At 34.6% G+C, this 24222-nt stretch carries 17 protein-coding genes and 1 tRNA gene; 5 read left to right on the top strand and 13 right to left on the bottom strand.

The window, feature by feature from the left end; translation table 11 throughout:
* The 3 genes from ACWHVF_RS00390 to tsaD all read right to left on the bottom strand — a co-directional run bounded on the left by ACWHVF_RS00390 (window position 1) and on the right by tsaD (window position 5072).
* Window positions 1–1440, bottom strand: coding sequence for a hypothetical protein (locus ACWHVF_RS00390; protein WP_179945574.1), 1440 nt, complete (start codon window positions 1438–1440; stop codon window positions 1–3).
* A 307-nt stretch (window positions 1441–1747) separates the two neighbouring features.
* Window positions 1748–3493 (bottom strand): type I secretion system permease/ATPase, encoded by a 1746-nt coding sequence (locus tag ACWHVF_RS00395; RefSeq protein WP_447933042.1) that lies wholly within the window; start codon window positions 3491–3493, stop codon window positions 1748–1750.
* Window positions 3494–4064: 571 nt separating this feature from the next.
* Window positions 4065–5072 (bottom strand): tRNA (adenosine(37)-N6)-threonylcarbamoyltransferase complex transferase subunit TsaD, encoded by a 1008-nt coding sequence (gene tsaD, locus ACWHVF_RS00400; protein WP_064125079.1) that lies wholly within the window; start codon window positions 5070–5072, stop codon window positions 4065–4067.
* Window positions 5073–5300: 228 nt separating this feature from the next.
* On the opposite strand from tsaD, the gene prmC reads away from it, so the two are divergent.
* Window positions 5301–6140, top strand: a complete 840-nt coding sequence (gene prmC / locus ACWHVF_RS00405) for a peptide chain release factor N(5)-glutamine methyltransferase (RefSeq protein WP_064125078.1) — start codon at window positions 5301–5303, stop codon at window positions 6138–6140.
* Window positions 6141–6304: 164 nt separating this feature from the next.
* On the opposite strand, the gene ACWHVF_RS00410 is transcribed toward prmC, so the two are convergent.
* The 8 genes from ACWHVF_RS00410 to ACWHVF_RS00445 form a co-directional block, all read right to left on the bottom strand.
* Window positions 6305–7156, bottom strand: a complete 852-nt coding sequence (locus ACWHVF_RS00410) for a P44/Msp2 family outer membrane protein (protein WP_064125077.1) — start codon at window positions 7154–7156, stop codon at window positions 6305–6307.
* A gap of 121 nt (window positions 7157–7277) precedes the next feature.
* Window positions 7278–9335 (bottom strand): type IV secretory system conjugative DNA transfer family protein, encoded by a 2058-nt coding sequence (locus ACWHVF_RS00415; RefSeq protein WP_064125076.1) that lies wholly within the window; start codon window positions 9333–9335, stop codon window positions 7278–7280.
* A 30-nt stretch (window positions 9336–9365) separates the two neighbouring features.
* Window positions 9366–10358, bottom strand: coding sequence for a P-type DNA transfer ATPase VirB11 (gene virB11, locus ACWHVF_RS00420; RefSeq protein WP_064125075.1), 993 nt, complete (start codon window positions 10356–10358; stop codon window positions 9366–9368).
* Between the two features lies 1 nt (window position 10359).
* Entirely contained in the window at window positions 10360–11874 is a 1515-nt protein-coding gene (locus ACWHVF_RS00425) for a TrbI/VirB10 family protein (protein WP_064125074.1), read from the bottom strand.
* Window positions 11875–11890: 16 nt separating this feature from the next.
* The gene (gene virB9 / locus ACWHVF_RS00430; protein WP_179945573.1) at window positions 11891–12691 is read right to left on the bottom strand and encodes a P-type conjugative transfer protein VirB9; all 801 of its coding nucleotides are present in this window, start codon (window positions 12689–12691) and stop codon (window positions 11891–11893) included.
* Window positions 12678–13358, bottom strand: coding sequence for a virB8 family protein (locus ACWHVF_RS00435; RefSeq protein ID WP_064125073.1), 681 nt, complete (start codon window positions 13356–13358; stop codon window positions 12678–12680). The genes virB9 and ACWHVF_RS00435 overlap by 14 nt, the downstream gene beginning before the upstream one ends.
* 72 nt (window positions 13359–13430) lie before the next feature.
* The gene (locus ACWHVF_RS00440; protein WP_447933043.1) at window positions 13431–14513 is read right to left on the bottom strand and encodes a GTP cyclohydrolase II; all 1083 of its coding nucleotides are present in this window, start codon (window positions 14511–14513) and stop codon (window positions 13431–13433) included.
* 29 nt (window positions 14514–14542) lie between these two features.
* Window positions 14543–14630 (bottom strand) — tRNA-Leu (locus tag ACWHVF_RS00445).
* 190 nt (window positions 14631–14820) lie between these two features.
* Here ACWHVF_RS00445 and ACWHVF_RS00450 point away from each other — a divergent pair.
* Window positions 14821–16095: a metallophosphoesterase gene (locus ACWHVF_RS00450; protein WP_064125071.1), complete on the top strand. Its 1275-nt coding sequence runs from the start codon at window positions 14821–14823 to the stop codon at window positions 16093–16095.
* A gap of 27 nt (window positions 16096–16122) precedes the next feature.
* On the opposite strand, the gene dnaA is transcribed toward ACWHVF_RS00450, so the two are convergent.
* Window positions 16123–17505 carry a chromosomal replication initiator protein DnaA gene (dnaA, locus tag ACWHVF_RS00455; protein ID WP_064125070.1) on the bottom strand — a complete coding sequence of 461 codons (1383 nt, stop codon included), beginning with the start codon at window positions 17503–17505 and terminating at the stop codon, window positions 16123–16125.
* Window positions 17506–17831: 326 nt separating this feature from the next.
* Here dnaA and ACWHVF_RS00460 point away from each other — a divergent pair, with 326 nt between their 5' ends.
* Window positions 17832–18590 (top strand): glutamine synthetase, encoded by a 759-nt coding sequence (locus ACWHVF_RS00460; RefSeq protein WP_064125069.1) that lies wholly within the window; start codon window positions 17832–17834, stop codon window positions 18588–18590.
* On the opposite strand, the gene ACWHVF_RS00465 is transcribed toward ACWHVF_RS00460, so the two are convergent.
* On the bottom strand, window positions 18573–19313 hold the full coding sequence (locus ACWHVF_RS00465; RefSeq protein ID WP_064125068.1) for a hypothetical protein: 741 nt from the start codon (window positions 19311–19313) through the stop codon (window positions 18573–18575). The genes ACWHVF_RS00460 and ACWHVF_RS00465 overlap by 18 nt on opposite strands.
* Window positions 19314–19488: 175 nt before the next feature.
* On the opposite strand from ACWHVF_RS00465, the gene ACWHVF_RS00470 reads away from it, so the two are divergent.
* Complete coding sequence (locus tag ACWHVF_RS00470; RefSeq protein WP_064125067.1) at window positions 19489–22563, top strand: efflux RND transporter permease subunit; 3075 nt, start codon at window positions 19489–19491, stop codon at window positions 22561–22563.
* Window positions 22564–22651: 88 nt separating this feature from the next.
* Complete coding sequence (gene nusA / locus ACWHVF_RS00475; RefSeq protein WP_064125066.1) at window positions 22652–24214, top strand: transcription termination factor NusA; 1563 nt, start codon at window positions 22652–22654, stop codon at window positions 24212–24214.
* Window positions 24215–24222 lie beyond the last annotated feature (8 nt).

A 24222-nucleotide genomic window follows, 5' to 3' on the forward strand; every position in this document is an offset into this window, starting at 1 on the left:
CTACATTGCCTCTCCTATTTCAACATCAATAGATAGATTTTGCTCTTTAGCAGCAGGTAAGCTAGAAATATTAATGTCATAGGTACGAAAATTATCGTTTAAATTTTTTCGTAGTTTCTCGTATTGATGAGAAATATTTTTACCGGATTGAAAATTAAACTTTAAAGTTGTGGTAATATAACTTTTTGCCTCATTATAATTCCATTCAAATGATCGAAGCTCTATACCTGGTATTTTTAACTTTTCTACATACTTAACTTGTGTAAGAGGAGAGTATTCTATTTTTGATAAAATATTATTGATATTAATAAAATCATAAATTTCATCTATTTTTTTTACATTATAGCTTTGGCTAAGTTTTGTTAATTGGTTATTTAAGGTGCTCTGCTTTGCAGATAAATTATTAGCGACACTGAAGTTTGAATACAAATTTAGCAAACAAAGGGCGTTAATTACAACTAAAACCAAAGCGAAGTATAGAAAAATTTGAGGAGAGTTTAAATAAAGATAATTGAATAGATAAAATTCTTTAGTTTCCTTTGTATTAAAAATAGCTGCTAATTTATTCTTAAAGCTATGAAACAAAATTATGGTATCGCAAAAGTTATCTTTTTCACTTATAGCTAGTTCTGCTCCTAATAGTTTGCCTAACTCATATGGAGTTAATATGTTCACACTGTTCTCTGAAAAATTTATGACTGATAAACTAGCTTTAATATCTTCTGACACTATGATGCAAAGGTCGATAGGGTTATTTTTTTCAAACCCAAACTTAGTTAAGGATCGAATAGTATCTTGCACTTCCTGATATATTCCACCAGCAATAATTCCTGGTAAATTATCATTAGTAAATGGTACTAAACGCGTAAATATCATTTTATTCTCTTTAAGAACCACTTGTCTATAGCCTCCCGTTTTAGTTGCAGCAACTATAATTTTCCAATTATTAGGATCTTTATGTAGAATCTTTTTTGTTATATTACTTATTTCTATAGGAAACATTAATATTCCCTTAAAGTTGGAGCCTATCTCAACAAACACATTCAACCAATATTCTACTAAATGCTTTGCTTTTGATGAAACAAGAAGATAGCACCAGTTTTGATTGAATTTGTTTGGCTTCTCAACCAAAAAAACTGAACTTATGTCATTATTACGAGAAAAATGCTCCATCTTTGTTTTTGCTGATAGATAGGCACTAATCTTGTTTGCCCTTGTAATAAACTGTAGCGAGTAATTTTGATCTGCATGATTAAGCACCAGGTATAAAGGTGCTTTTTTATCTGACGAAAGACATGAAATTAAATCGGAAACTGCTTTATCGTTTTTGCCCTTAACAAAATACCTTTTATTTAAAGTGTTATTTTTAAAATATAGTAACATTATGCCTTCTTCTCCAATAGAAAGCATAAACTTACTTTTGGATTTTGAACTAAACATATTAACAAAACGTATACTTATCTAGAATTAAAAAGGCAATTTATTGAAATTCATTAAACGTTAGAGGGAAATATTGTTATAAATTTTCGCAGCAACATTATTTATATTATAATTTTTTCACAAAATTACTACTAATATTAAGCTATTTAGGTAATAGATTAAATTAATTAGAAATATACACTATCTGCCGATTAACTTTAATTAATAGGAGTTATTAGTCTATTTACTATTCTTGTAATATCATTTCTAATGGTAAACATTTCTAGTAATACTGGAACAGTTGTTATTTCAGATACAGAATTTAGAACTAACCATTTGCTGAAGAACGCTCATCTTTTGTGGTACTTGATGATGGAGCAACTAATTTGCTCAAAATCTCATCTTTTGGTCCCATAGCATAAATGACACCATCTGACATGAGAATCACTTTATCAACTACGGACAGCAGAGGTAGCTTATGAGTGATGATGACAGTGGTAGTATTTTGCTTTCTTGCAACATTGATTGCATTAATTAAGCACGCTTCCCCATTACTATCTAGGTTGGCATTTGGCTCATCAAGCACCAAAAGCTTTGTATTTCCATAAAAAGCTCTTGCAAGGCCGAGAAGTTGTTTTTGCCCACCAGAGAGCGTCACTCCTCCAGGCCCTCCTATTGTTGTATCATATCCATTTGGTAAGCTTAGTATTAGTTCATGTATTCCTGCAATTTGTGCTGCTTTGATTATTTCTTCAGGATTTGGATCTGGTCTCATGCGAGCAATATTAGCTTTAACACTAGTGTTAAATAACTCAATATCTTGAGGTAAGTAACCAACATAATTGCCAAAATTTTCCCGATTCCAAGTGTATACATCAGCGCCATCTAGTCTTACTACACCAGATATTGGCTTCCATACACCAACAGTTAATTTTGCGATAGTGGATTTACCAGAAGCACTTGCACCAATCACACCAACTACGTCCCCTGGTTCTATTACAAATGATATTCCTTTTACTGTCGGCTTATTGCTTCCATAAGGAGTAAAAAATACTCTATCAAATTCCAATTTTCCTTCAGGTTCTGGTAGAGCCATCGTTTGCTCTCTTTTTGGCGATGTTAATATAAGTCTTTGTAGCCTTCCATATGACATTCTAGCCTGATTTAAAAACTTCCAAGTATGAACCGCAGCGTCAAATGGTGCTAATACTCTACCCATTAAAATTGAAGCAGCGATGATGCTACCAGCAGTTTTATGAGCTGTAATTGCAAGTAATGCACCTGTTCCAATTACTGATATTTGCAGAGTTGAGCGCAAAAACTTAGTGATTCCAGTAATTACATTAGAACGATTTTGTGCTTTAATTTGCATTGCTCGATTTTGATCATTTCGTTTACACCAATCAGAGACTATGAACTCTGACATGCCCATAGCTTCAACTACTTCTGCATTTCTTGTTGCAACATCTATAGCATTGATATTCCGTATAGTTTCTTCGTTGGTTTCTTGTAATATTCGTTTAGTGGCAAGTTCATTCCATATTGCCATAGAGACTAATATAATAATTCCAGCAATAGCTATAAACCCCGTGGAAGTGTGTATCATGAAAATCACAACAAGGTAAATTAACGACCATGGAGTATCAAACAGTGAGAATATACCATTTCCTGTAATGAAATTTTTTATTACCCCGAGATCTCGTATTGCTTCACCACTTGAAGTTGAGCTCTGCACTGACGTTAGCCTGATTGACCTTACTATCAGATCTGGTGTTGCAGTTTTATCGATCCAATCACCTATTTTTGCCATGGCTAAATATCGACAAGTTTCAAGCATTGCAGAACATGCAAACGCAGATAAAGTGATAATTGTCAGCATAGTTAGTGTTGACACACTTTCGCTTGATATCACTCGATCAAGCACTTGAGAGGTATAAAGTGGTAGGAATAACATTAATAAATTGATTCCCGCACTAAACCAAAAGATGAACCAAAATGCACTTTTGCATTTTTCTAGGCAAATATATAGAGTACTTTGCTTCAATTCTTTTTTTATTGATGGCGTAATTTCCACAATCTTCCTCTTAATTTGATTACATGCACCATATACAATTTTTATTACAAAAATATTAATAATGGCAGTTAGCCTGCTTTAAGTGAGTAAAATATTAATATATGTGAATAGGAAATATAAACAATGGTAAAAAGAAGTATAGTTAATATTTCCTTCATTGCCTATAGCTGAGCTACGTCATACCGCCACGGCGCTAACAAGAGATCCCGCTAACAAGCAGCGGGATGACGAGGTATAAACCATCGTCATGCAGCCGCAAACCGTCATACCGCCGCGGTATCTCATCCGCTAACAAGCAGCGGAATGACAGTAATCCTACGTCATACCGCAGCGGCGCTAACAAGAGATTCCGCTAACACGTAGCGGGATGACGGTTGTCAGGGTAGCTGTTATCCCAGTGCCAAGCACTGGAATGACATCTTCCCTTGTGGAAATTGTTCTCAAATCACAATGTTCGTACAGCTATAGATTCATTCGCGGTGTAGATTCCGCTAACACGTAGCGGAATGACGGTTTTTCAAATTGTCGGTCAACCTAAGTCACTTTAGCTATAATTCAGAATTGAGAGTTTTTAATAACTCTCCAATTCCCACTTTGGCCTTGGTGCAAAATTAAGTGGATCTATATAATTCTTCTGTAACCTTTCAATTCCTGCCCATCCAACCATTATTGCATTATCTGTACATAGGTTGTTGGGAGGAAAAAATATGTTTAAGTTTATGTGTTGTTTTAATTTTTCTCTCAAGAAATTATTTGCTGCAACTCCGCCGGTAATCACAAAGTCATTGATTTTGATATTTAAAGATTCGGCCATAATGATCGCATTACTAACCCTGTCCAGCAGTATGTCACTAATACACTCTTGAAACGAAGCACACACATCACACACATCTTGCTCGCTCATTTTAAGTTCTTGCACTAAGTTTTTTACTGCTGTTTTGATTCCAGAAAACGAAAAATTACATCCAGAACGTTTTATCATTGCCCTTGGGAGCTTAAATCTTATACTATCTCCTTTTTTAGCCAATTTTTCAATTAATGGCCCTCCGGGATAGCTTAAACCCAGCATCTTAGCAACTTTATCAAATGCTTCCCCTAACGAATCATCAAGTGTTTCTCCAAGTTTAATATATTTACCTACATCTTGTGCAATTAAAAATTGACAGTGACCACCTGATATTAGTAGGATTAAAAATGGAAATGTTACCTCATGCAGTAACCTAATAACCAATGCATGCGCTTCTAAGTGATTCACTGCAATGAACGGTTTTTGTGCTACATGCGCAATTGCTTTAGCCATCATTGTACCAACTATTAGTCCACCTATGAGTCCTGGTCCTGATGTTGCTGCAATTGCATTGAGGTCACAAAAGTTAAGGTTAGATTTTTCCACGGCGCTTTTTATTAGACCACTTAAATGCTCCATATGAGCACGTGAAGCTATTTCAGGGATCACCCCACCGCGTTTTTTGTGTTCTGTTTGAGAAAGAATCTCGTGAGCAAGGACCTGCTTTTCACTATTTACAATCGCTACTGCAGTTTCGTCGCAGCTTGTTTCAACAGCTAAAATGGTTTTCATGTATACTCGAACACTTTATTATAAAAACTATACCTTGAAACGCTATAGAAGTTAACTGCAAAGTTAACTTCTATAGCTAAAAGATTTACCGACAACCGTCATTCCGCTACGTGTTAGCGCCGCGGCGGTATGACGGTTAAGTATCCCAGTGCTTGACACTTGGATTTAGTGCAGCTACCCTAAATCGGAATTGCTATTCTTGGCTGAAAGGAACACATTTTTAGAATAATGAAAACAATCAGCACTTTAATTCAAGAAGGATCGGAGTTATTATCGTCACATAAAGTTGAATCACCACATTTAGATTGTGAAATCATCATGCAGCACGTACTTGGAGTGGAAAGATCATTCATAATTATGAATCACACTAATCAGGTACCAAGAGACAAAGAACTTTTATTTTGGAAATTAACAAAAAAAAGAGCGGAAAGATATCCAATATCGCAAATAATAGGTAATCGTGAATTCTGGAGTAAAAATTTTATAGTTAACCAGCATGTTTTGGATCCAAGACCAGATAGTGAAACACTAATCTCAACGGTGTTAAAATATTACCCAAATAAAAAGCAGAGACTAAAAATTGCAGATTTTGGTACAGGCACAGGTTGTTTATTGATATCCGTACTTAGTGAGTATGAATATGCTGTTGGCGTCGGTTTTGAAGAAAGCTTGGAAGCATACAAAGTTGCCTGTCAGAACACAAAGAAACATGATCTTCTCAGCAGAGCCAAAATATTTCCAAGCTCATGGACAGAGTGCAGAGGTTCATTCGATCTTATAATCAGTAATCCTCCATATATTAAAAGAAGCAAATTGAAAGACCTGCAAGCCGAAGTGCAAAAGGAACCAAGAATTGCTCTTGATGGTGGAATTGATGGTTTAAACTGTTACTTGAGCATTTTTCCAATATTAAGGAGGTGCCTTAAAAAAAATGGGTTTGCAATATTGGAGATAGGTGAAGATCAAAATGATATTGACAAAATAATACCCCCATACAAATTAGCTTTTCAGGAATATGTACATGATTTGGCAGGAATGAAGAGGTGCATTGTTGTGCAAAAAACATAGCTAATGTTTTCTTCCTTCATCCCATATTATCCTATGTCATCCCAGTACCCTCTACCTCGTCATCCAAGTAGCGTGACTACTTGGATCTATATTTAACTAGATCCTATGGTCAAGCCATAGGATGACAGGAACGGTTTTATGCATTTTTTAAAAGGGCAACATGTTTAAGCTTTGCTGGCAAAGTGGAAAGTAAGACCAACCTCTATGCCGTGTGTATGAAAAAAGCTGTTCTCTATGGTAGTAGATACTGGACTAGCAACTGTTTGTTTAGCCATTCTACCTTTTAACTTACCTGCGCCATTATCAAAATTGGGATCCCACTTTAAGGTTTCTAGTTTGCACTCACTGCTACCAATAGCACCAAAACCTCTATATCCAATATGCATATTTACATCTTCGTTTATGCGATAATCAAGGCCAGCTTTTAATTGACCTGCGGGTCTTATTGACGATTTTTCAAACATTGTCATTCTTGTTGCACCGACTCCAACCCCAACATAAGGAGAAAAAGAGAAACGGTCACTTTTCCAATGATGATAAACATTTGCCATTACAGATATGTTCTCAATTTGGTCATGATTGACTATTGCTCCATAGCTCTCTTCTGGGTTAGCTTTATCCTTTGTGTAGGATATTGTCATCTGGCCGCTTGTTAAACCAATATTATCCACTTTTACAGAAGAATACATTCCTTCCAATTCAGCTCTGTAGCTATTGCCATTCAATTCCCCTGTATAACCCAATGCTACATTTGCAGCAAAAGGTGGATTATAATCTCCTTTATACTTACTTAGTGACTGACCTTCTGTATTCTGAGCATTCCTGTCATTTACAGATACCTTATTGGCAGCTGTAGCAGCAGTATCTCCAATTTTTGCTTTCAACTCACCCATGTAATTTAAATATTGACCGTAATACCCACTGCCAAAGTAAAACCCTTCTGTTTCACTTGCAAAAGATTGTTGTGATAACAACAAAGCAAGTGCTGTAACTGCTAACGTTTTTTTATTAATCATTACTACTCCCCTAGTTAAAATAGCTAATCTAATACTAATTAATTAAAAATGGCTTAATATGAAAAACCTAATTATTTGCATAACTTGCACTTTTCTGAGCTAAAAATAGGCAAAGTTAACCTTACTTCTCGTCATTTTTTAATTTATCGTCAATATCCTCATCTTCAAATTCATCCTCCTCTTCTTCGTCATCAAACCCATCATCTTCCTCCTCTTTAAGCTTATCATCACCTTCAAATCCATCATCATCTTCCTCGTCATCAAACCCATCATCATCTTCTTCAAACTTATCGTCAATATCTTCATCATCAATATCTTCGTCTGCAAATTCATCTGATTCATCATATACTGCATCTTCTGTTTTAGTTTCAGCAGGATAATCAGCAGCGCTAGGCCCTTCAATAGCATTATTCCCCTCGTTATTAACCTTATCTTTGCTTGCAGCGGCAGAAAGAACTTTGTTTGGGTCATATGGTTCTTGTGTAGGCACACGAGTTTGCTTGAGTAGTCTTTTTGTGAAGGTGCTATCACTATAGTACAAAATTTTCTTTGATTTAATTGGGTAAGTCGACTCTATTAAAATTATCTGATCGTCGCGTGGCAACATAATAACTTCTTGAGGCAATAGCAATGCTCTCTGTGTTTCAGAGATATGTAATGACCTTGAAGCAGGATTTAAATCTAAAAATTTAGGCTTATTCAACGATTCTTGTTGTACAGTTTTGTTTCCTATAAGTTGCGATATTAAATTAGCTGTTTCAATATTATTGGCTGCAAAAGTTATTCTGTAAGTCGAGTTTGACAAAAAGGAGTTCATTCCTGCTTCTTCGTATATTCCTTTGAGCTGCTCAGTATCTTGAACAATTAAGAATAACCTAACTCGATAACCACGAAAATATGCAATACCTGTTTGAAATTGCTCCATTTTTCCAAGTGTAGGAAACTCATCCATTAAAAACAATACTCCATAAGGCTCGTCATCCGATGGCAATTTTCTACATAAAAACTCAGTTGCCTGTTGGTAAAAAACCTGCATTAAAGGCCTGAGCCTAGTCAAGTTGTCAGGAGTTAAACCAACATAAACTGTAGTTTTCTTCTTTTTAAAATCTAAAATATTAAAATCACTTGACGCAGTTGCAGTATCAATCAATGGGTTTGCCCACAATTCAAGCGATGAGTTCATAGTTGATACAACACCCGACCTTTCTTTATCAGCTTTTTGTAAAAAAGCTGCAATATTCATATATGCTACAGGGTGTATTATTTTACCCATTGTATCAAGAGCAACAGCAAGATTATAAACTACGTCATCACTACGCATCGTACGCACAACTTCACCAAAAGATTTAACTTTCTCTGGTGCAGCAAGTAAGTATAACACCACTCCAACAAATAAGCTTCTTGCTTCATTTTGCCAAAAGTCTTGTTCAGGCATGATGAGGTTAGCTATTTTTTGCACATCGTCAACCATCTGCCCAGGTTTTTTACTAATCCATTGTAATGGATTGTAACAGTGACTTATTCCATCTGGCTGCGCTGGATTCCATACGTATACTTTTTGTCCTTGTCGTTCTCGCCAACCACTTGTTATTTCATAGTTTTCTAATTTTATGTCGTGTACAATCACCGAGTCAGTCCAAAATAATAAATTAGGAATTACAAAGCCAACACCCTTACCAGAACCTGTAGGTGCAAATAACAATGCATGCTGAAACCCATCAGCAATAAAGTATCCTCTTTTATCTTTACCAAGCAATAATCCCTTTTTGCTTCTTAATCCTGCTTTTCGTATGTCTTTCTCTGATGCCCACTGCGAATCTCCATGAAGTGATTCTTTCTTTTTAAATGGTCGCCACTCAATTATCCTTTCTCTTAAATTCCATAAGATAATCATTAAAACAATGATAGGCAGTGCAAAAGATATAATTAATTTGATTTTGAGCTCAAGGCTATATAACTCTGGATGATGCCAACAATATTGTATATGATCAAAAATCGTTGGCCAAAGAGCTTGAGGGAAAGGCGTCAAACTAGGATTGATTGCCTTAAAATCCACAGCATCCGGACCGTCAACTAATAGAAAGAACAATATACCAGATAGATAGAAGCAAAACTCAAGTACGCTAAAAGCTACTACACCTCCTATGAGAATATTACGTAGGTGATTTCCATTACTCATAAACTACTCTTTTTTAACTTATGTATAAATTTAAGCATTTTCGCTCGCAGATCTAGTAAATAATATCTCAGAAATGCTTCTTTTGCCCCCACCGGTTCTTTTTAGCTGAATAACAATATCAATCACATTTCTAATGTATGGTATAATTTGGTCTGGAGGAATGCCAAGATTTGCCTGCATAACCATCAATTTTATTTGCTCAAGGGCCATTTTTGGACTATCCGCATGAAGGGTTGATATTGATCCAGGGTGACCAGTATTTATCGCCCTAAGAAAACTAAAAGCTTCTGCTCCACGGAGCTCACCAACTATTATTCTGTCTGGCCTTAAACGTAAGCACGCCTCTATCAAATCTTGAGAGGTTACTTTTGCTCTGCCCTGCCCTCCTTTGGAGGCAATCAGATGCACTCTATTTGGATGATCGTTCAAAACGATTTCCCTTGCATCCTCAACAGTAATAATTCTTTCCTCAGTTGGAATAGCACGCAAAGTAGCATTAGTAAAAGTAGTCTTACCAGTGGAAGTTCCACCGCTAATTATAATATTTTTCTTACTTATTACAGCGTATTCTAAAAACTCTTTTATTTTTTTTTGCCTTAACAGTAAATCCAAATGACGGTCAACTGGATTATCAGCTGCTTCTGTAACAGTTTCAGAAAAAGCCCCCATTTTTTTGTAATCATCGAGTGCTAATTGCATGCTAGAAGGCTTACGAATCGACATGACTACTTTATCAGGTTCACATGCTGGTGGAAATACTATCTGTATACGATAACCATTTGGTAATGTTGCCGAAAGTAAAGGTGCTTCTTCGCTAAGTTTTTGTTCTGTAGCTTGAGCAATCAGTCTGCCAAGAGATTTCAAATGGTTAAGATCGAATACTTCTAATTTTTCACACCTTATTTCACCGCGATTTTCAATCCATACTTCCTTTGGCTTATTTATTGATATTTCATTTACGCCTTCTTCTTGAAATATGCCTTGTAATGGCTCCAAATATGTATCAAGTGCAGCATAATTCATTTCATTGATTTAATATTGCCTGTGAAGGAAATACTATATCTTGGTTAACAAATACTTTCAATGCGGTGCCTTGATCGACATAAATAGTTGGTTTTTTATCTGTATATCTGCCCACTATATCTCGCATATCTTTAGAAAAATCCTCGATTGATTTCCCAATTGCTTCATCATAAACAGACTTGCTTCTTTTCTGAGTTTGCCTCAACAGTTGACGTACATCGTCTAAAGTTATACCGATATTGTCACTAGTAATTGCATCAACTCCACTAGCTCCAGAACTTTTTATCACACTTACTATTTCTTCCTTTATTATTCTCAGTAAATCCTGATCACTTTTAGCATTCCGAATTTTTTCAATAGCCCTAAGACCCAATTTCCATTTTTCGTCTCCTACCTTCCCAACTTCAGTTTTTATAGCATCCTCCAATCTCTCAACAATAGCCCCTTTGAGAGAAGAAATATCTATTTCAGTTGCAGTGATGGATCTCACCGCATCCATAGCAGTTAGCGTATCAATAAGATTAGAAGCCTTTTGACCTACAACAGCTGAACCAATTGAAACACCAGCAAGTGCCACTGAAGAGAATAACGCACTTACTATTTTGTTATCAACTATTCCAGCTATTCCTGCTCTGCCAAGTTCATCCGTACCAAGTGATGAAATAGCAATATCTATTCCATGAGGAAGAATGACCCTACTCCAGTTTATATTTACACGAGCTCTTGCAACATTCGAGTCAAATGAATAACTACCTATCAATCTTGAGCCTTTAGGTATTAAAACTGTATCACCAGTTTCTGCATAAACATCTCTACTCACCATAGCACGCAGCATTCCTTGCAGATCAGAGTTTATTGCAGTTTCAAGAACAGCATCAATAATTTTACCTTGAGTAATCATTAAACCAAGCTTTCCTACCCTGGTAGCTTTGCTCGATTGTGCCGAAGTGTCGGATAAAATAGCATCAGCAGCCTTGTTCTCTCCACTACCACCTGAAATTGTTAACATTTGTGCACTACGTCTGTCTCTAGGATAACCGCCACCCCCTATTGTAGGAAATGAGGTAGGTAAATTGCCCATAACATTACTAGAAGGAAAATTTTGCTTTGGCAAAATAGGTATATTTGACACAGGAGTTTCTTTTGGTTTCTCTTCTTCTTTTTTCATCACTTCTTCTTTTCTAATTTGTTTTATTTCTGGTATGATTAGTGGTGTAGGAAGAGGAGGTAAGGGTGGTAAGGGATCAGTTATTATTCTTTCAGGAACCATTACATTATCTGGAACTTGTTCCAACTTTTCTTTCAATTCTTGAACGTTTTGCTTTGTTTCCTCTTTTTTAATAACTTCTGAACCCTCTTTATGAGAAGGACTAAAATAGAGATAATACACTCCACCAGCCAGAAGCACTAAAATAATGACCATCAATGCCCTATGACCTTGATTAGAGCCAACTGTTACTACCTTATTCTCTATTTCTGATTCATCTTCTGAATTGTTACGCCTTTCTTTATTCATATTGCATGTACCACAGCTAAAGTGACCTATTTATAATTTCAACTTCACCATCTTCATAACGCATAAATAGCTTTTTATGTACTCCTTTTATTATAACATAATCATCAAATAACAGCCTTTTACAAGGTTTATCCTCCTCTTCTACAAAAATCTGAGGTATTTTATTATTATTTCTAAATTTTAAATAGGTTAAATAACCATCATCAAATAGCTCAATCGGAACTATATCCGCATTACCACCTTCATCAATATATGTATAATTGTACTTCGTATCATTTTCTTGTATTATTTTTTCTGGCTTGTCTGTAGTATATTGCATTTGAGTAGGTAAAGAAACCTCATCTAAATCAACATCAAATTCACCTTCTTCTTGAGGATAATAAAAACGTACTACGTAAGATATATCCTTTTCAGCAGAATAATCGTGATCCACTTTCTTAGCATCAGTATCCGGGTATTTATCGTAGTTTGGCCTTGAGATTAAATCAAAAATGTAATTTCTTTTTTTAGTTGTCGTAATAATCATGTTAGTGCGACTACTAACTTCAAATGGCATGATAAGCAATTTATTGTCATAAGGATTAATTTTCCAACTTGATGCATCACCAACAGCGATATTTTTAACTTTTTCTCCTTCCGCAAATTCAATATAAGAATAGTAACCCTGACTAAAAACCACCGTAAATACTTCATTAGGGCTATACACAAAAGTCTTTATTCTACTATCTACAGAAATAGGCTCATTATAATTAATGGATGCGTTTAAATTGCCACTGACAAGTAAAGCTAAAACTAATAATATCCTATACATATTCATCATCTACTCTATATGAAATAACTTGAAATCCTAATGGGTTAATATATCTTTGCTGATCATCCATTTCAAGCGATGCATACCTATATGACATAATAACTATCTTGTTTTTTCTTGTGGAACTTCCATCTTTCCGTGTAAATTCCACAAAAAATCTCACCTGAAGAGCATCGTTACCCAATTTTTGAATTGAGCGAATTTTAAATTCACTTTTGGTATCTGAATATAAATTAAAAAGATCATCCATATTCTGCGATCCTATATAATTTCTAAATTCATTATACACATTAGGTGAGGAAAACAACCTCACCTTTGTATAATAGTTATAATTATAATGATATGGATCAAAAACCTCCCTTGCTTTTATATACTCTGAAATAAAATAATCGTTTAGCGCTTCATCTGCAGAATACTGCTTTACTGTGACAGGATCAACTAATTGCACTATTCCCGATTTCTTGTCAATTTCTATAACAAATGGCTCAATAGTGCTACTTGTGCTAATTTTAAATATGACTAATATGCTGATAGAGATCGTTGCTAATAATATTAATGCAAATAAAAGTAGAATATTCCTTTGAGCAACAACTGTGCTGTAGCGGTTTGAATTCCAATCTATATCCTTATCTAAGGATTCAGTATTTTTTTCTCGCTTAAAAAATCTTAGCATTTTAGTATTCCTAAAAATCTTAACTCATGTTAATAAACATAGCAAATTAACAAAGTAGTTACAACAAAAAAGCTAAAAAACTCTTAATCTATGGCCTAACTTACCAAACTTTGTCTCCATATATGAATCGTTATATTTATTACGTTCCACAATAAGTGGTAGACACTTTGTAACTCCTATACCATTACTTTCCAATTCTGATAATTTCCTATCATTGTTTGTAAGTAATTGGATCTTGTTAATGTTCAATTTCTTAAGCATTTTAGCTGCAACAACAAAACTCCTTTCATCATCTTCAAAACCCAATATTCTATTTGCATCAACAGTATCAAGATTATGTCCTTTTTGCACACTGTACGCTCTTAACTTATTAGTTAAACCAATGCCTCTTCCATCTTGCATCAAATACAATATAATACCACTTCCAAAGTCAGCTATCATTTGAATTGCTTGATGTAACTGACTTCTGCAATCGCATGATAAGCTATCTAACAAGTCACCCGTATAGCACGAAGAATGAATTCTTACTAATGGTTCGTCATCTTTATCTGGATTGCCAATGATAATTGCATGATGTTCTCTTCCACCACTTTCTGTTCTATAAGATATGATATTTACTTCTTGAGTCTGTTTTAAAAATAATGATGTTTTGCACACTTCATACACACTCTGATTTTGTTGAAAATTATTTACGAGTAACGTATCTAGTACAATAATGTCATTTTCTTCACACCAATTTCGCATTTCATGCTTATTCTCAAAAGTCATATCAGCCACTAACGCGTATGGCAATAATTCTGAGAACTTAAGCAAGGCAATAGCACATTCATCTATTGTCTTTGAGCATTGCAACTCTTTTATGCAATCTTCCTTTAAACAGTTTATTAAATGGAGCAGTTCATCAAAATTATTCACCAACAGACGTTTGCTGTTATGTTCTTTATTCTGAGATATGTATTTTACCTTACTTGAAGTTAAAGTAACATATACATTGCTTGATATAAGCTTGTATTGATTAAATAAATCTCTTTCTAAAGCCTCAGCAGCAGCAAACAATAGGTAATTACTTTCATCATATATTACAATTGGCCGACCGCGCCTGATTTCGCTGATAGCTCTTTCTACCTTATTGCTACTCTGATTTCCTATAAACATTTTTACCCATATTAAACAGCGATAAAAACTGGTGCGGCCGAGAAGACTTGAACTTCCAAGGCCTTATGAGCCACAGCGACCTCAACGCTGCGTGTCTACCAATTCCACCACGGCCGCACTATATTCTAGTTTTTATATAATTATTTTAAATTACTTAATCATTTTAGAATTTTTCATCTAGAGTGTCAATCTGATACTAGAATAATTTAGAAATTGTTTGTATAATTTGATTATGAATTTTGTGATTATAAATTTTAATCATTTAAGATAACCTTACTACTAATTTTTAACTTAGGTTTTTATACAAATGAATATAGCTAATATCTTTATTTTTTTAGCTCTCTCTCTTATAACTAGCTTTCATTTCGTCCATGCACAAATATTATACACATGGTCTCAAGTTATCCCAGAAAATAAACTAAGCATACGCGCAATTACGGACAATGACATGTGTCCCATTGTTTATGTTGATGGCGAGGAAACAGAAATGCTGAATCGCAGCTCAATTAACAATGGTGATCATAACGAAACAGTTTGTGAACTGACAGTACAAACAAGTGCCAAAAACATTAGTATTGAGGATCTACGGGTTCCTATATTACCAAAAAAGGTTAATAAAATTGCTTTCATTGGTGACACGGGCTGTAGAATAAATATGTTATTTCAGCAGGAATGTAATTCGGTAGATAGCTGGCCTTTAAAAAAAAATTTAGATTCAATCGCCCTTCATAAACCAGATTTAATTATCCATGTTGGTGATTATCATTATAGACAAACAAAATGTAGAAATACAAAAAAGTGTGGCGATATTTATGGATATAATAAAGAAGTTTGGTACGCTGATTGGTTTGAGCCTGCAAAGGATATTTTATCACAATCCCCTTTCCTTTTTGTTCGTGGAAACCATGAGAGTTGTGATAGAGCTTATGAAGGATGGTTCAGGTATCTAGATTCATACCCCTTTTCGTCTGAAAAATGTGGAAACTTCGTTTCTAGTTGGTCCTTAGATGCTGGACCGATGAAATTTTTTATCTTCGACTCTTCATCCGGTGAGGATATTTTTACAACCCAAAGCACAATTGATGCTTTTGAGAGGCAATTTGATAAATTGATACAAAATAGTTCTGACAAGCCCATGTGGTTTTTAACTCATAAACCGCTTTGGAGATCTCCAAAAAAAGAATTTTTGACATTAAAAAGCCATGGTAATCTTACACAAATCGAAGCTTTTGGAGATAAATTTCCAAGCAATGTTACTACCATAGTTTCTGGCCACATTCATATAGCCCAGATTTTATTAATGGATAATGTTCCAGACCAAATTATAGTTGGAAACGGTGGTGCATCATTACACGCTCAAGATCAAGAATCTGTTTATCAAAATGTAGAATTTGACTATTCAAATGGTAAAAACTACTTAGCACACGAGGTTAGAAACTTTTTTGGCTTTGGCTTTGCAATACTAAATTTAGATGATCACGAATTTACCTTCTATAATCAACACAATAAGGAAATGTATTCTGCGAAGCTAACAGAAGATTTTAAACTTAAACGGATTAAAACTATAGTCGATTCATTTTAGGATTTGTTATTAGCTATTTTAAAAACGCTACTTAAACATTTTTTTTAATCGATTGATTTCATCAGCAAATTTTGAGTCGGTCTTTATAAAATTTTCTACTTGTTTTACTGCATGTATAACAGTAGCATGGTCTCTGCCACCAAAGTTTCTCCCAATATCTGGTAGGCTTTTTTGCGTAAATTTTTTGGCAAAATACATAGCTATTTGTCTTGGCCTTGCAAGACTGCGAAGCCTTCTATTGGATTGCATATCTGCAACCTTTATATTGAAAAATTCAGCTACTTTCTTTTGTATTTCTTCTATTGTGACTGACCTATGATTTGACCTAAGAAGATCGATTAGGGTTTCACTAGCTGATTCTACCGTCATACTTCTTCCAATTAATGAGGTATGGGTAACCTTATTTAATGCTCCTTCTAATTCTCTTATATTAGATTTTATGTTCCTTGCTAAAAACTCTAGGACATCTTTCGGAACATACATATTCATCTGCTCCACTTTTGCCTGCAATATACCAAGCCTTAATTCAAAAGTTGTTTCATTAATATCTGCCACCAACCCCCAACCGAGTCGTGATCTTATTCTTTCTTCCACTCCATCAAGATCACTAGGAGACCTATCAGCTGATATAACCAATTGTTTATTTTGGTCTATCAATGCATTGAAAGTGTGAAAAAATTCTTCTTGTGTACTATCTTTACCACTGATAAATTGCACATCATCTACCATCAATACATCTACTGATCTAAATTGCTCTTTAAATAACATAATATCTTTGCTTCGCAGCGCTGTAATATATTGGTACATGAATTTCTCTGCTGATAAATATACTACTTTTCTTTTTTCTGATGGGGAATTGACTATGTGCCAAGCTATAGCATGCATTAGATGTGTTTTACCAAGTCCCACTCCACCATATAGAAACAAAGGATTGCTGCCTAATATTGGATCTATAGATTCTGCCACACGCTTTGCCGCCGTAAATGCTAATTCATTTGACTTTCCTACCACAAAATTATCAAAAGTGAATCTGGGATCCAGTGGTGAACCAAGATTATGATTACTTTCCTCTCTGTTTTTTAGTATAACATTAGAATTTGAATTCCTTTCCTCAATTACTTGAATATCAATAGAACATATACTTTTATCTTCGCTTTGCCATAATGATAGTATTTTTTTCATGTAATGAACTGTAATCCACTCTTTTATAAACCTTGTTGACACGGATAAAAGAACTCCCTCATTTCTGCTACTGATAAATTTTAGCGAACTCAGCCAGCTGTTATATGTTGCTTCTCCATAAAGATTATAAAGACAATTTTGGATTTTTTCCCAAGTAACATTGTGATCCGTTACTGTAATAATCTGATCAAAAAACATAGTAGAAACCTTAGGGCTAGTTAAGTTCATATACCACACCAAGAAAAAAGCAATAATTAGAAAAATATAAGACAATCAATAGCTTACTGCAAAATGAAAAGCTAATACTACTTAATACATACTAAAAATTATGGTGATTTTTTGATGGGTTGTAAAGGGTATAAAAACACTAAAATTGATCATTTTTATTTCAAAGAAATGAAAAATTTGTAAATGTCGCTTGTATCGAGGATTAGAAGCATGCTATTAAAAACAGTAATACATTATGTATAAATAAGATGTTAAATTTACTGGCAAATAAGTAAAGTATTCATATAAATATAGCTAACCTAATATAGATTTACTGAAGCAAATTTATGATTATATTAAGTAATTTGAGTTGTTATGCTGTATTCGGTATTGAACTAGAGTTTTACATTGAAGGAATAGAAAAAGAATATTTATTTCTGAATAGCATCAAAAATAAAATAGCATCTCTTGAATTTTCTTGCGAGAAGGAGAATTCTACACATCAATATGAGATAAAAAGTGGTTGTTATACGAACTCCGACAATTTAATTAAGCATTTTGAGTTAGCAAAACAATCACTTACTGAAACAGCACAAAAACTAGGTGGGAATATTTCTTTTAAAGCAAAGCCCTATTTGGATAGAGCAGGCAGTGCATTAAATGTGCATGTTAATTTAGTGGACTTAAACAGCAACAATTTATTTTATTATAATGAACAAAAATATAGTGATTACCTACTTCACAGTATTGGTGGATTATGTGCAATGATGAAAAAACATATGCCATTTTTTGCACCAAATAATGATTCATATTTAAGATTCCAGTACCCGGATATTCATACTCCAACTACGATTAGTTGGGGAGTAAATAACAGAACTGCTGCGATAAGAATTCCCTATTTTGGCAATGATTTCAAAAGGTGCCGGCTGGAGCACCGTGTTCCTGGAGCAGACTGTAACCTTGAAAAAGTACTCACAGCAATAATTGAAGGTATAGTTTTTGGTATAGAGAACAAAATTGCTCCGCCAAATAGAGTGTATGGCATTGCATCTGATTCTCAATATAAGATGGAGAGCTTAATACAACAACTACATGTTAAACCTTAACCCGTTAAACTCCTTTTGGGTAACTGGCTGTTCTAGCACTTTCTTCACATCATTATTTACATTCCCGTACTGTAATAGCCACTCTGCAGCAGATAGTTTCTGCGTGCTTTTAGACCCAAGCTCTACATTGGTAAGGTTGCTCGGTGGCTGCTCAGGAAGTGGATTATAAAATCCATCCATGTGTTCAGGGAGAGATTTCATCTGACTCTTTATAGAGCTAGAGCTATTTTGTGTAAGAGTTTTATCATCTGGCATGCCAAGAATAATTTTCTCAGGCACTACCATAGCTTTTGTATAATCAACAGGATTACTATTTCCAGTATCTATAATTTTAACAAGAATTGGTTCGCCAAACGCATTTATAGAGTCACTAAGTGATCTTTTCTCCATGCGTTCTTGTGCTCTTTTATTTTTTAATTCTTCTGCTAGCTCAGTTTCAGTTCTTTTTGGTTCTTTTACGGTATCTTTTTCTTCACCTTCATCAACACTGCTATACCCTTCATCTTCTGAAGCACCAATAATTTCAGCAGGCTGTTCTTTTTTAGTTCTTATTTTATGAACCAGCGAAAGTAATAAGTAAGTAACTGCAGCAGCAGCAACTATAATGGCTATCTTTGCAGCAATGTGGATTGCTGTTAAAAATATTAAAGCTGATAAAGCCCCAGCTAGTTCAGACACAATAACTTTATTTTTGCCTTTTGTTATGTTTAGAATTGCCACCATAATAACCTCTCAAATACTGTTCCAGAATTATTATACAGAAATTTTCTTATACTTGCAACTTTGCGAAAATTTTAATTATTCGCGTAAAGTTTTAAAGCTATACAAGGATTAATTAATATGCAACGTATCTCGACTATAATATTGTACAAACGCACATATTTAGTTAACATTCAACATGCAGAGCTTACTCATAGAGCGAAACAGGGCGGTGGTATTATTACTTATAGTAATTTTTATCTTCGGTTCATACGTTTATGTAAAAATGCCAAGGGAAAGTAACCCTGATATACAGATTCCTATAATCAGCGTGTTCGTTGGACTTCCTGGGATTTCTGCTCAAGATAGTGAAAAGCTATTAGTGCTTCCTATAGAAAATGAACTAAGATCCATTGAAGGTGTAAGAGAATTGAGAGCTTTTGCAACTAATGATGGTGCTCACATGATACTCGAATTTGGAACAGAGTATTATAATAAAGAAGTGCTCGATAATGTCCGTTCAAAGCTTTCAAATATAAAAGCGAAGTTACCTGTTGAAGCGGAATCTCCAATAATCAATGAAATAAATTTGAGTCTATTTCCCATATTAAATGTTGGCTTAATTGGTAATTTGCCAGAAAGAGCCTTAACTGAAATAGCACGCAAGCTAAAGAAAGAAATAGAATCTCTGCCAAATGTTCTCAAAGTTGAAGTGGCGGGTATGCGTAAAGAAACAGTGGAAGTTATAATTGAGCCCACAGTTCTAACAAAATATAACATTCAATCAAACGAAATATTCCAAGCTATATCAAGCAATAATAGACTAGTGGGAGCTGGGTCACTGGAAAACGATATCGGTAAATATTCGATTAAAATATCAGGGTTATTAAAAGATATAGAAGATATTATGAATATTCCTATTAGATCTCAAGGCAATGCAGTTTTGAGAATCAAAGATATAGCAAAAGTATACCCTAGGTTTGAGGATCACCAAGGGTTTGCTCGCATTAATGGATTACCTAGTGTCGTGCTAGAAATTTCAAAACGTAACGGAAAAAACATAATAGACACAGTAAATCAAGTAAAATACTTAATGGATAAGGCAAAAGATCAATTACCTGAAAATTTAAAAGTGGTGTACTTAAATGACCAGTCAAAAAACGTCCGCGATGTGCTTGATGACTTGGAAAACGGCATAATATTCGCTGTGTTGTTAATATTGATCATAATGATGCTTTCTATGGGAACAAGGATTGCTATTCTTGTGGCACTCTCGATACCCGGTTCCTTTCTCATTGGGATAATAGCTCTTTACTTTATGGGCATAACCTTAAATATTGTTGTGCTCTTCAGTTTAATTATGGCTGTTGGCATGCTGGTTGATGATGCAATTGTGATTAGCGAATATGCTGATAGAAAGATGATCTGCGGAATGGACAAAATAGAAGCCTTTCACACTTCAGTTCGTGATATGTTTTATCCGGTTCTATCATCGACGTTAACTAAATTAGCAGTGTTTTTTCCTCTATTATTCTGGCCTGATACTGTTGGTAAATTCATGCAGTACATACCAATTACAATAATTCTAACTTTGACTGGATCGCTCATTATGGCTTTGGTTTTTATACCAACACTTGGTGCAATATTTGGCAAGCCTTCGATAACTTCAAAAAAAGAAATAAAAAAAATGAGTGCTATAGAAAGTGGTGAGATAAAAAATGCTGGGCCTATAATAAGAGCTTACACACGCATGCTAGAGAAGGTTTTAGATCATCCTAAAAAATTCATATGTGCTACTGTATTCGTCCTGTTTTCATTTAGTGTGCTGTACTTGACCTTTGGTCCTGGAGTGAAGTTTTTTCCGAAAGTGGATTCAGATAATATTTTAATCAGTGTTAAAGCAAAAGAAAGCTTATCAGCTAAAGAACGAGATCTGATACTCAAAGAAGTGGAAGAACGCATTTTGAGCGTTGAAAAAGAAATTCATGTTTCTTATGCTAGATCAGGAGCATTTTCAGACAACGTTATCGCCAGAATACAACTAGAACTTATGGATTGGCGCTTCAGGCGCAAAGCTAAGCACATACTAAATGATATAAGGAGCAGTGTGCAAGACATGAAAGGAATAATAATTAATGTTCAAGAGGAAAAGCCAGGACCGTCGGCTGACAAGCCAATACAAATTAACCTCAGCGGGAGTGTATCCAGTTTGAATTTAGCAGCAGAGAAAATTCTAGAAATTATGAACCAACCTTCATCCGGGTTTATAAATATTCAAGATAGCAGATCAGCACCTGAAATAGAGTGGAATATGAGTGTTGATAAGAGTAAGGCTACAAGTTCTGGAGTAAGTGTTGCAACCATTGGCGATTTTATAAAGATGGTTACAAATGGAGTGTTGATTGGAAAATATAGACCAAATAACACGGATGAAGAAATCGATATTGTACTCCGTTTCCCTGGAAAGGATCGCAACATGAAGACTATAGATAATCTTTTTATCAATACAGTAAACGGCCCGTATCCTATGAGCAACATAGTAAAATATGCTCCCGAAAAAAAGGTAAACAAACTAAATAGGATTGATGGATTACGTACAGTGACAATTTCCGCTGATGTGGATACAGGTTATCTTGTTAATGAAAGAGTAAAGTTCATTCAGAATTCTGTTGCCCAGGATTGGGACAAGGGAGTAAAAATTGATTTTAAAGGCGACAAAGAAGATCAACAAAAATCAGGAGCATTTTTGTTAAAGGCTTTTATATTAGCGATTACACTAATGATATTGGTATTAGTGGCACAGTTTAATAATGTATACCATACATTTATCGTAATGACAGCAGTGTTTTTATCTACAACATGTGTGTTTTTTGTTTTCTTTCTTATCCAACAAGTTTTCGTAGTTGTTATGTGTGGAGTGGGGATAATTGCTTTGGCAGGAATTATAGTAAATAATAACATACTATTGCTTGATGCCTTTCATCACCAAATTAAGGTACACAAAAATGACATCAAGCGATGTGTAATAAACGCTGCAATTTCTCGCATTAGGCCAATATTGCTTACCGTTGCAACCACAGTTCTTGGTTTAATACCGATGATTACCAGGTTAAATATCAATTTTTTTACGCTACAAATCACATATGATGCTCCATCAAGCCAGTGGTGGGTTGACATTTCAACAACCATAGCAAGTGGAATATTGGCTGCAACAGTTTTAACTTTATTCTTTACTCCTGCGTTGCTTGTTATGCAAAGACACGAAAAAACTTGACTTAAATTAGCAATTATTTAACATTTAGGATAGCGTTCTTTGCCCGTTGAAGCTATAATTATAACTAATTACATTGGATTTATTTATTATGATTGCTAATCGTAAAAGCAGTGTTAAGCAGAAAAGTAACAAGAATAACATAGTTGGAAGCCTTGATGTAATAAAAACAGCAGGAGAACTTTCACTTCAAAAAGGTTTAGATTTTAATGTTGTAATAAAGGCACTAGAAAGTGCTATAGAAGCAGTGGCTTATCAAAAATATGGTAGCAAAAGTAAAATTGTAGTTAATATAGATAGAAATACAGGCAAAGTTACTTCATACAGAAAACTAAAAGTTATTGATGACGAATCAGATGGAGAAAAGAATACTGAGTATGAATCAATTACGCTGACACAAGCTAAATTAATAAAAGGAGATGCAAAAGTTGGAGATACTGTTAGTGAATTGCTCTCTCTTAACACTGATCTTGCTTCAGCAAGGATTGCCCAGCAAAAGATTGCTCAAATAATTAAAGATGAAGAGTCAAAAAAGCAATATGAGGAATTTAAAGATAAGGTGGGAGAAATAAGGTATGGTATTGTTAAACAAGTAGAATATTCAGATCTTATTATAGACATAAATGGCACTAGGGCATATCTTCCATTGCGAAATTTGACCGGTGGTGAATCATTTCGTGAAGGCGATAAGGTTAAAACTTACATACAGACCGTTAAGCGCTCTGATGATGGACGTCAAATTATTCTTTCTAGGACTCATGAAGGCTTTTTAGAGGCATTATTAAATCAAGAAATACCAGAAATTGCTGACGGGTTAGTAACAATTAAAGGTATAGCTAGAGACGCCGGCTCAAGGTCTAAGGTTGCTGTTTTCTCTCCTGACAAGAACATTGATCCAGTAGGTGCTTGTGTTGGAGTCAAGGGAGATAGAATAAAAACTATTATACACGAATTAAATGGTGAAAAAATTGACGTTATAAATTACTCCTCAGATTTGGGTCAATTTGTTATTAAAGCCATTACTCCTGCAGAAGTATCGAAGGTTATTATTGATGAAAATGAAAATTGCATAGAGTTAATAGTTGCTGAAGATCAATTGAGTTTAGCTATAGGAAAAAAGGGCCAGAATGTAAGATTAGCTTCAGAGCTTGTTGGATGGAAAATTGAGATATTAAGCACTCAGCAAGAATCAGAAAGGCGAAGTAAAGAACTTAGTCAATGTTCAGCTTTATTTGCTGAAGCTTTAAACTTAGAAGAGATTATGGGTCAGCTATTGGTAACAGAAGGTTTTTCAAGCGTAGAAGATATATCCAGCGCTTCAATTAAAGAGCTTGCTTCAATAGAGGGCTTTAATGAGGATATTGCAAACGAACTTCATAACAGAGCAAGCAAGTATCTGAAAGCAGAAAATGATAGAAAAATAGAAGAGCTAAAAAGTCTAGGTATGGAAGATGATGTAATCAATTTAACTTTATCAATAGACAATAAAATTGCTCTTAGTAAACATGATATTAAGACTTTAGAGGACATAGCAGATTTATCAAGTTATGAGTTTTGCAGCATACTCTCTTCCTCATCCGATAGCAAAGAAGATCTAAAAGATACAGTAGATTCAATAATCATAGAAGCACGTAAAAAGCTTGGGTTAATATAATAAAATAA

The organism is Wolbachia endosymbiont of Dactylopius coccus (assembly GCF_977011065.1).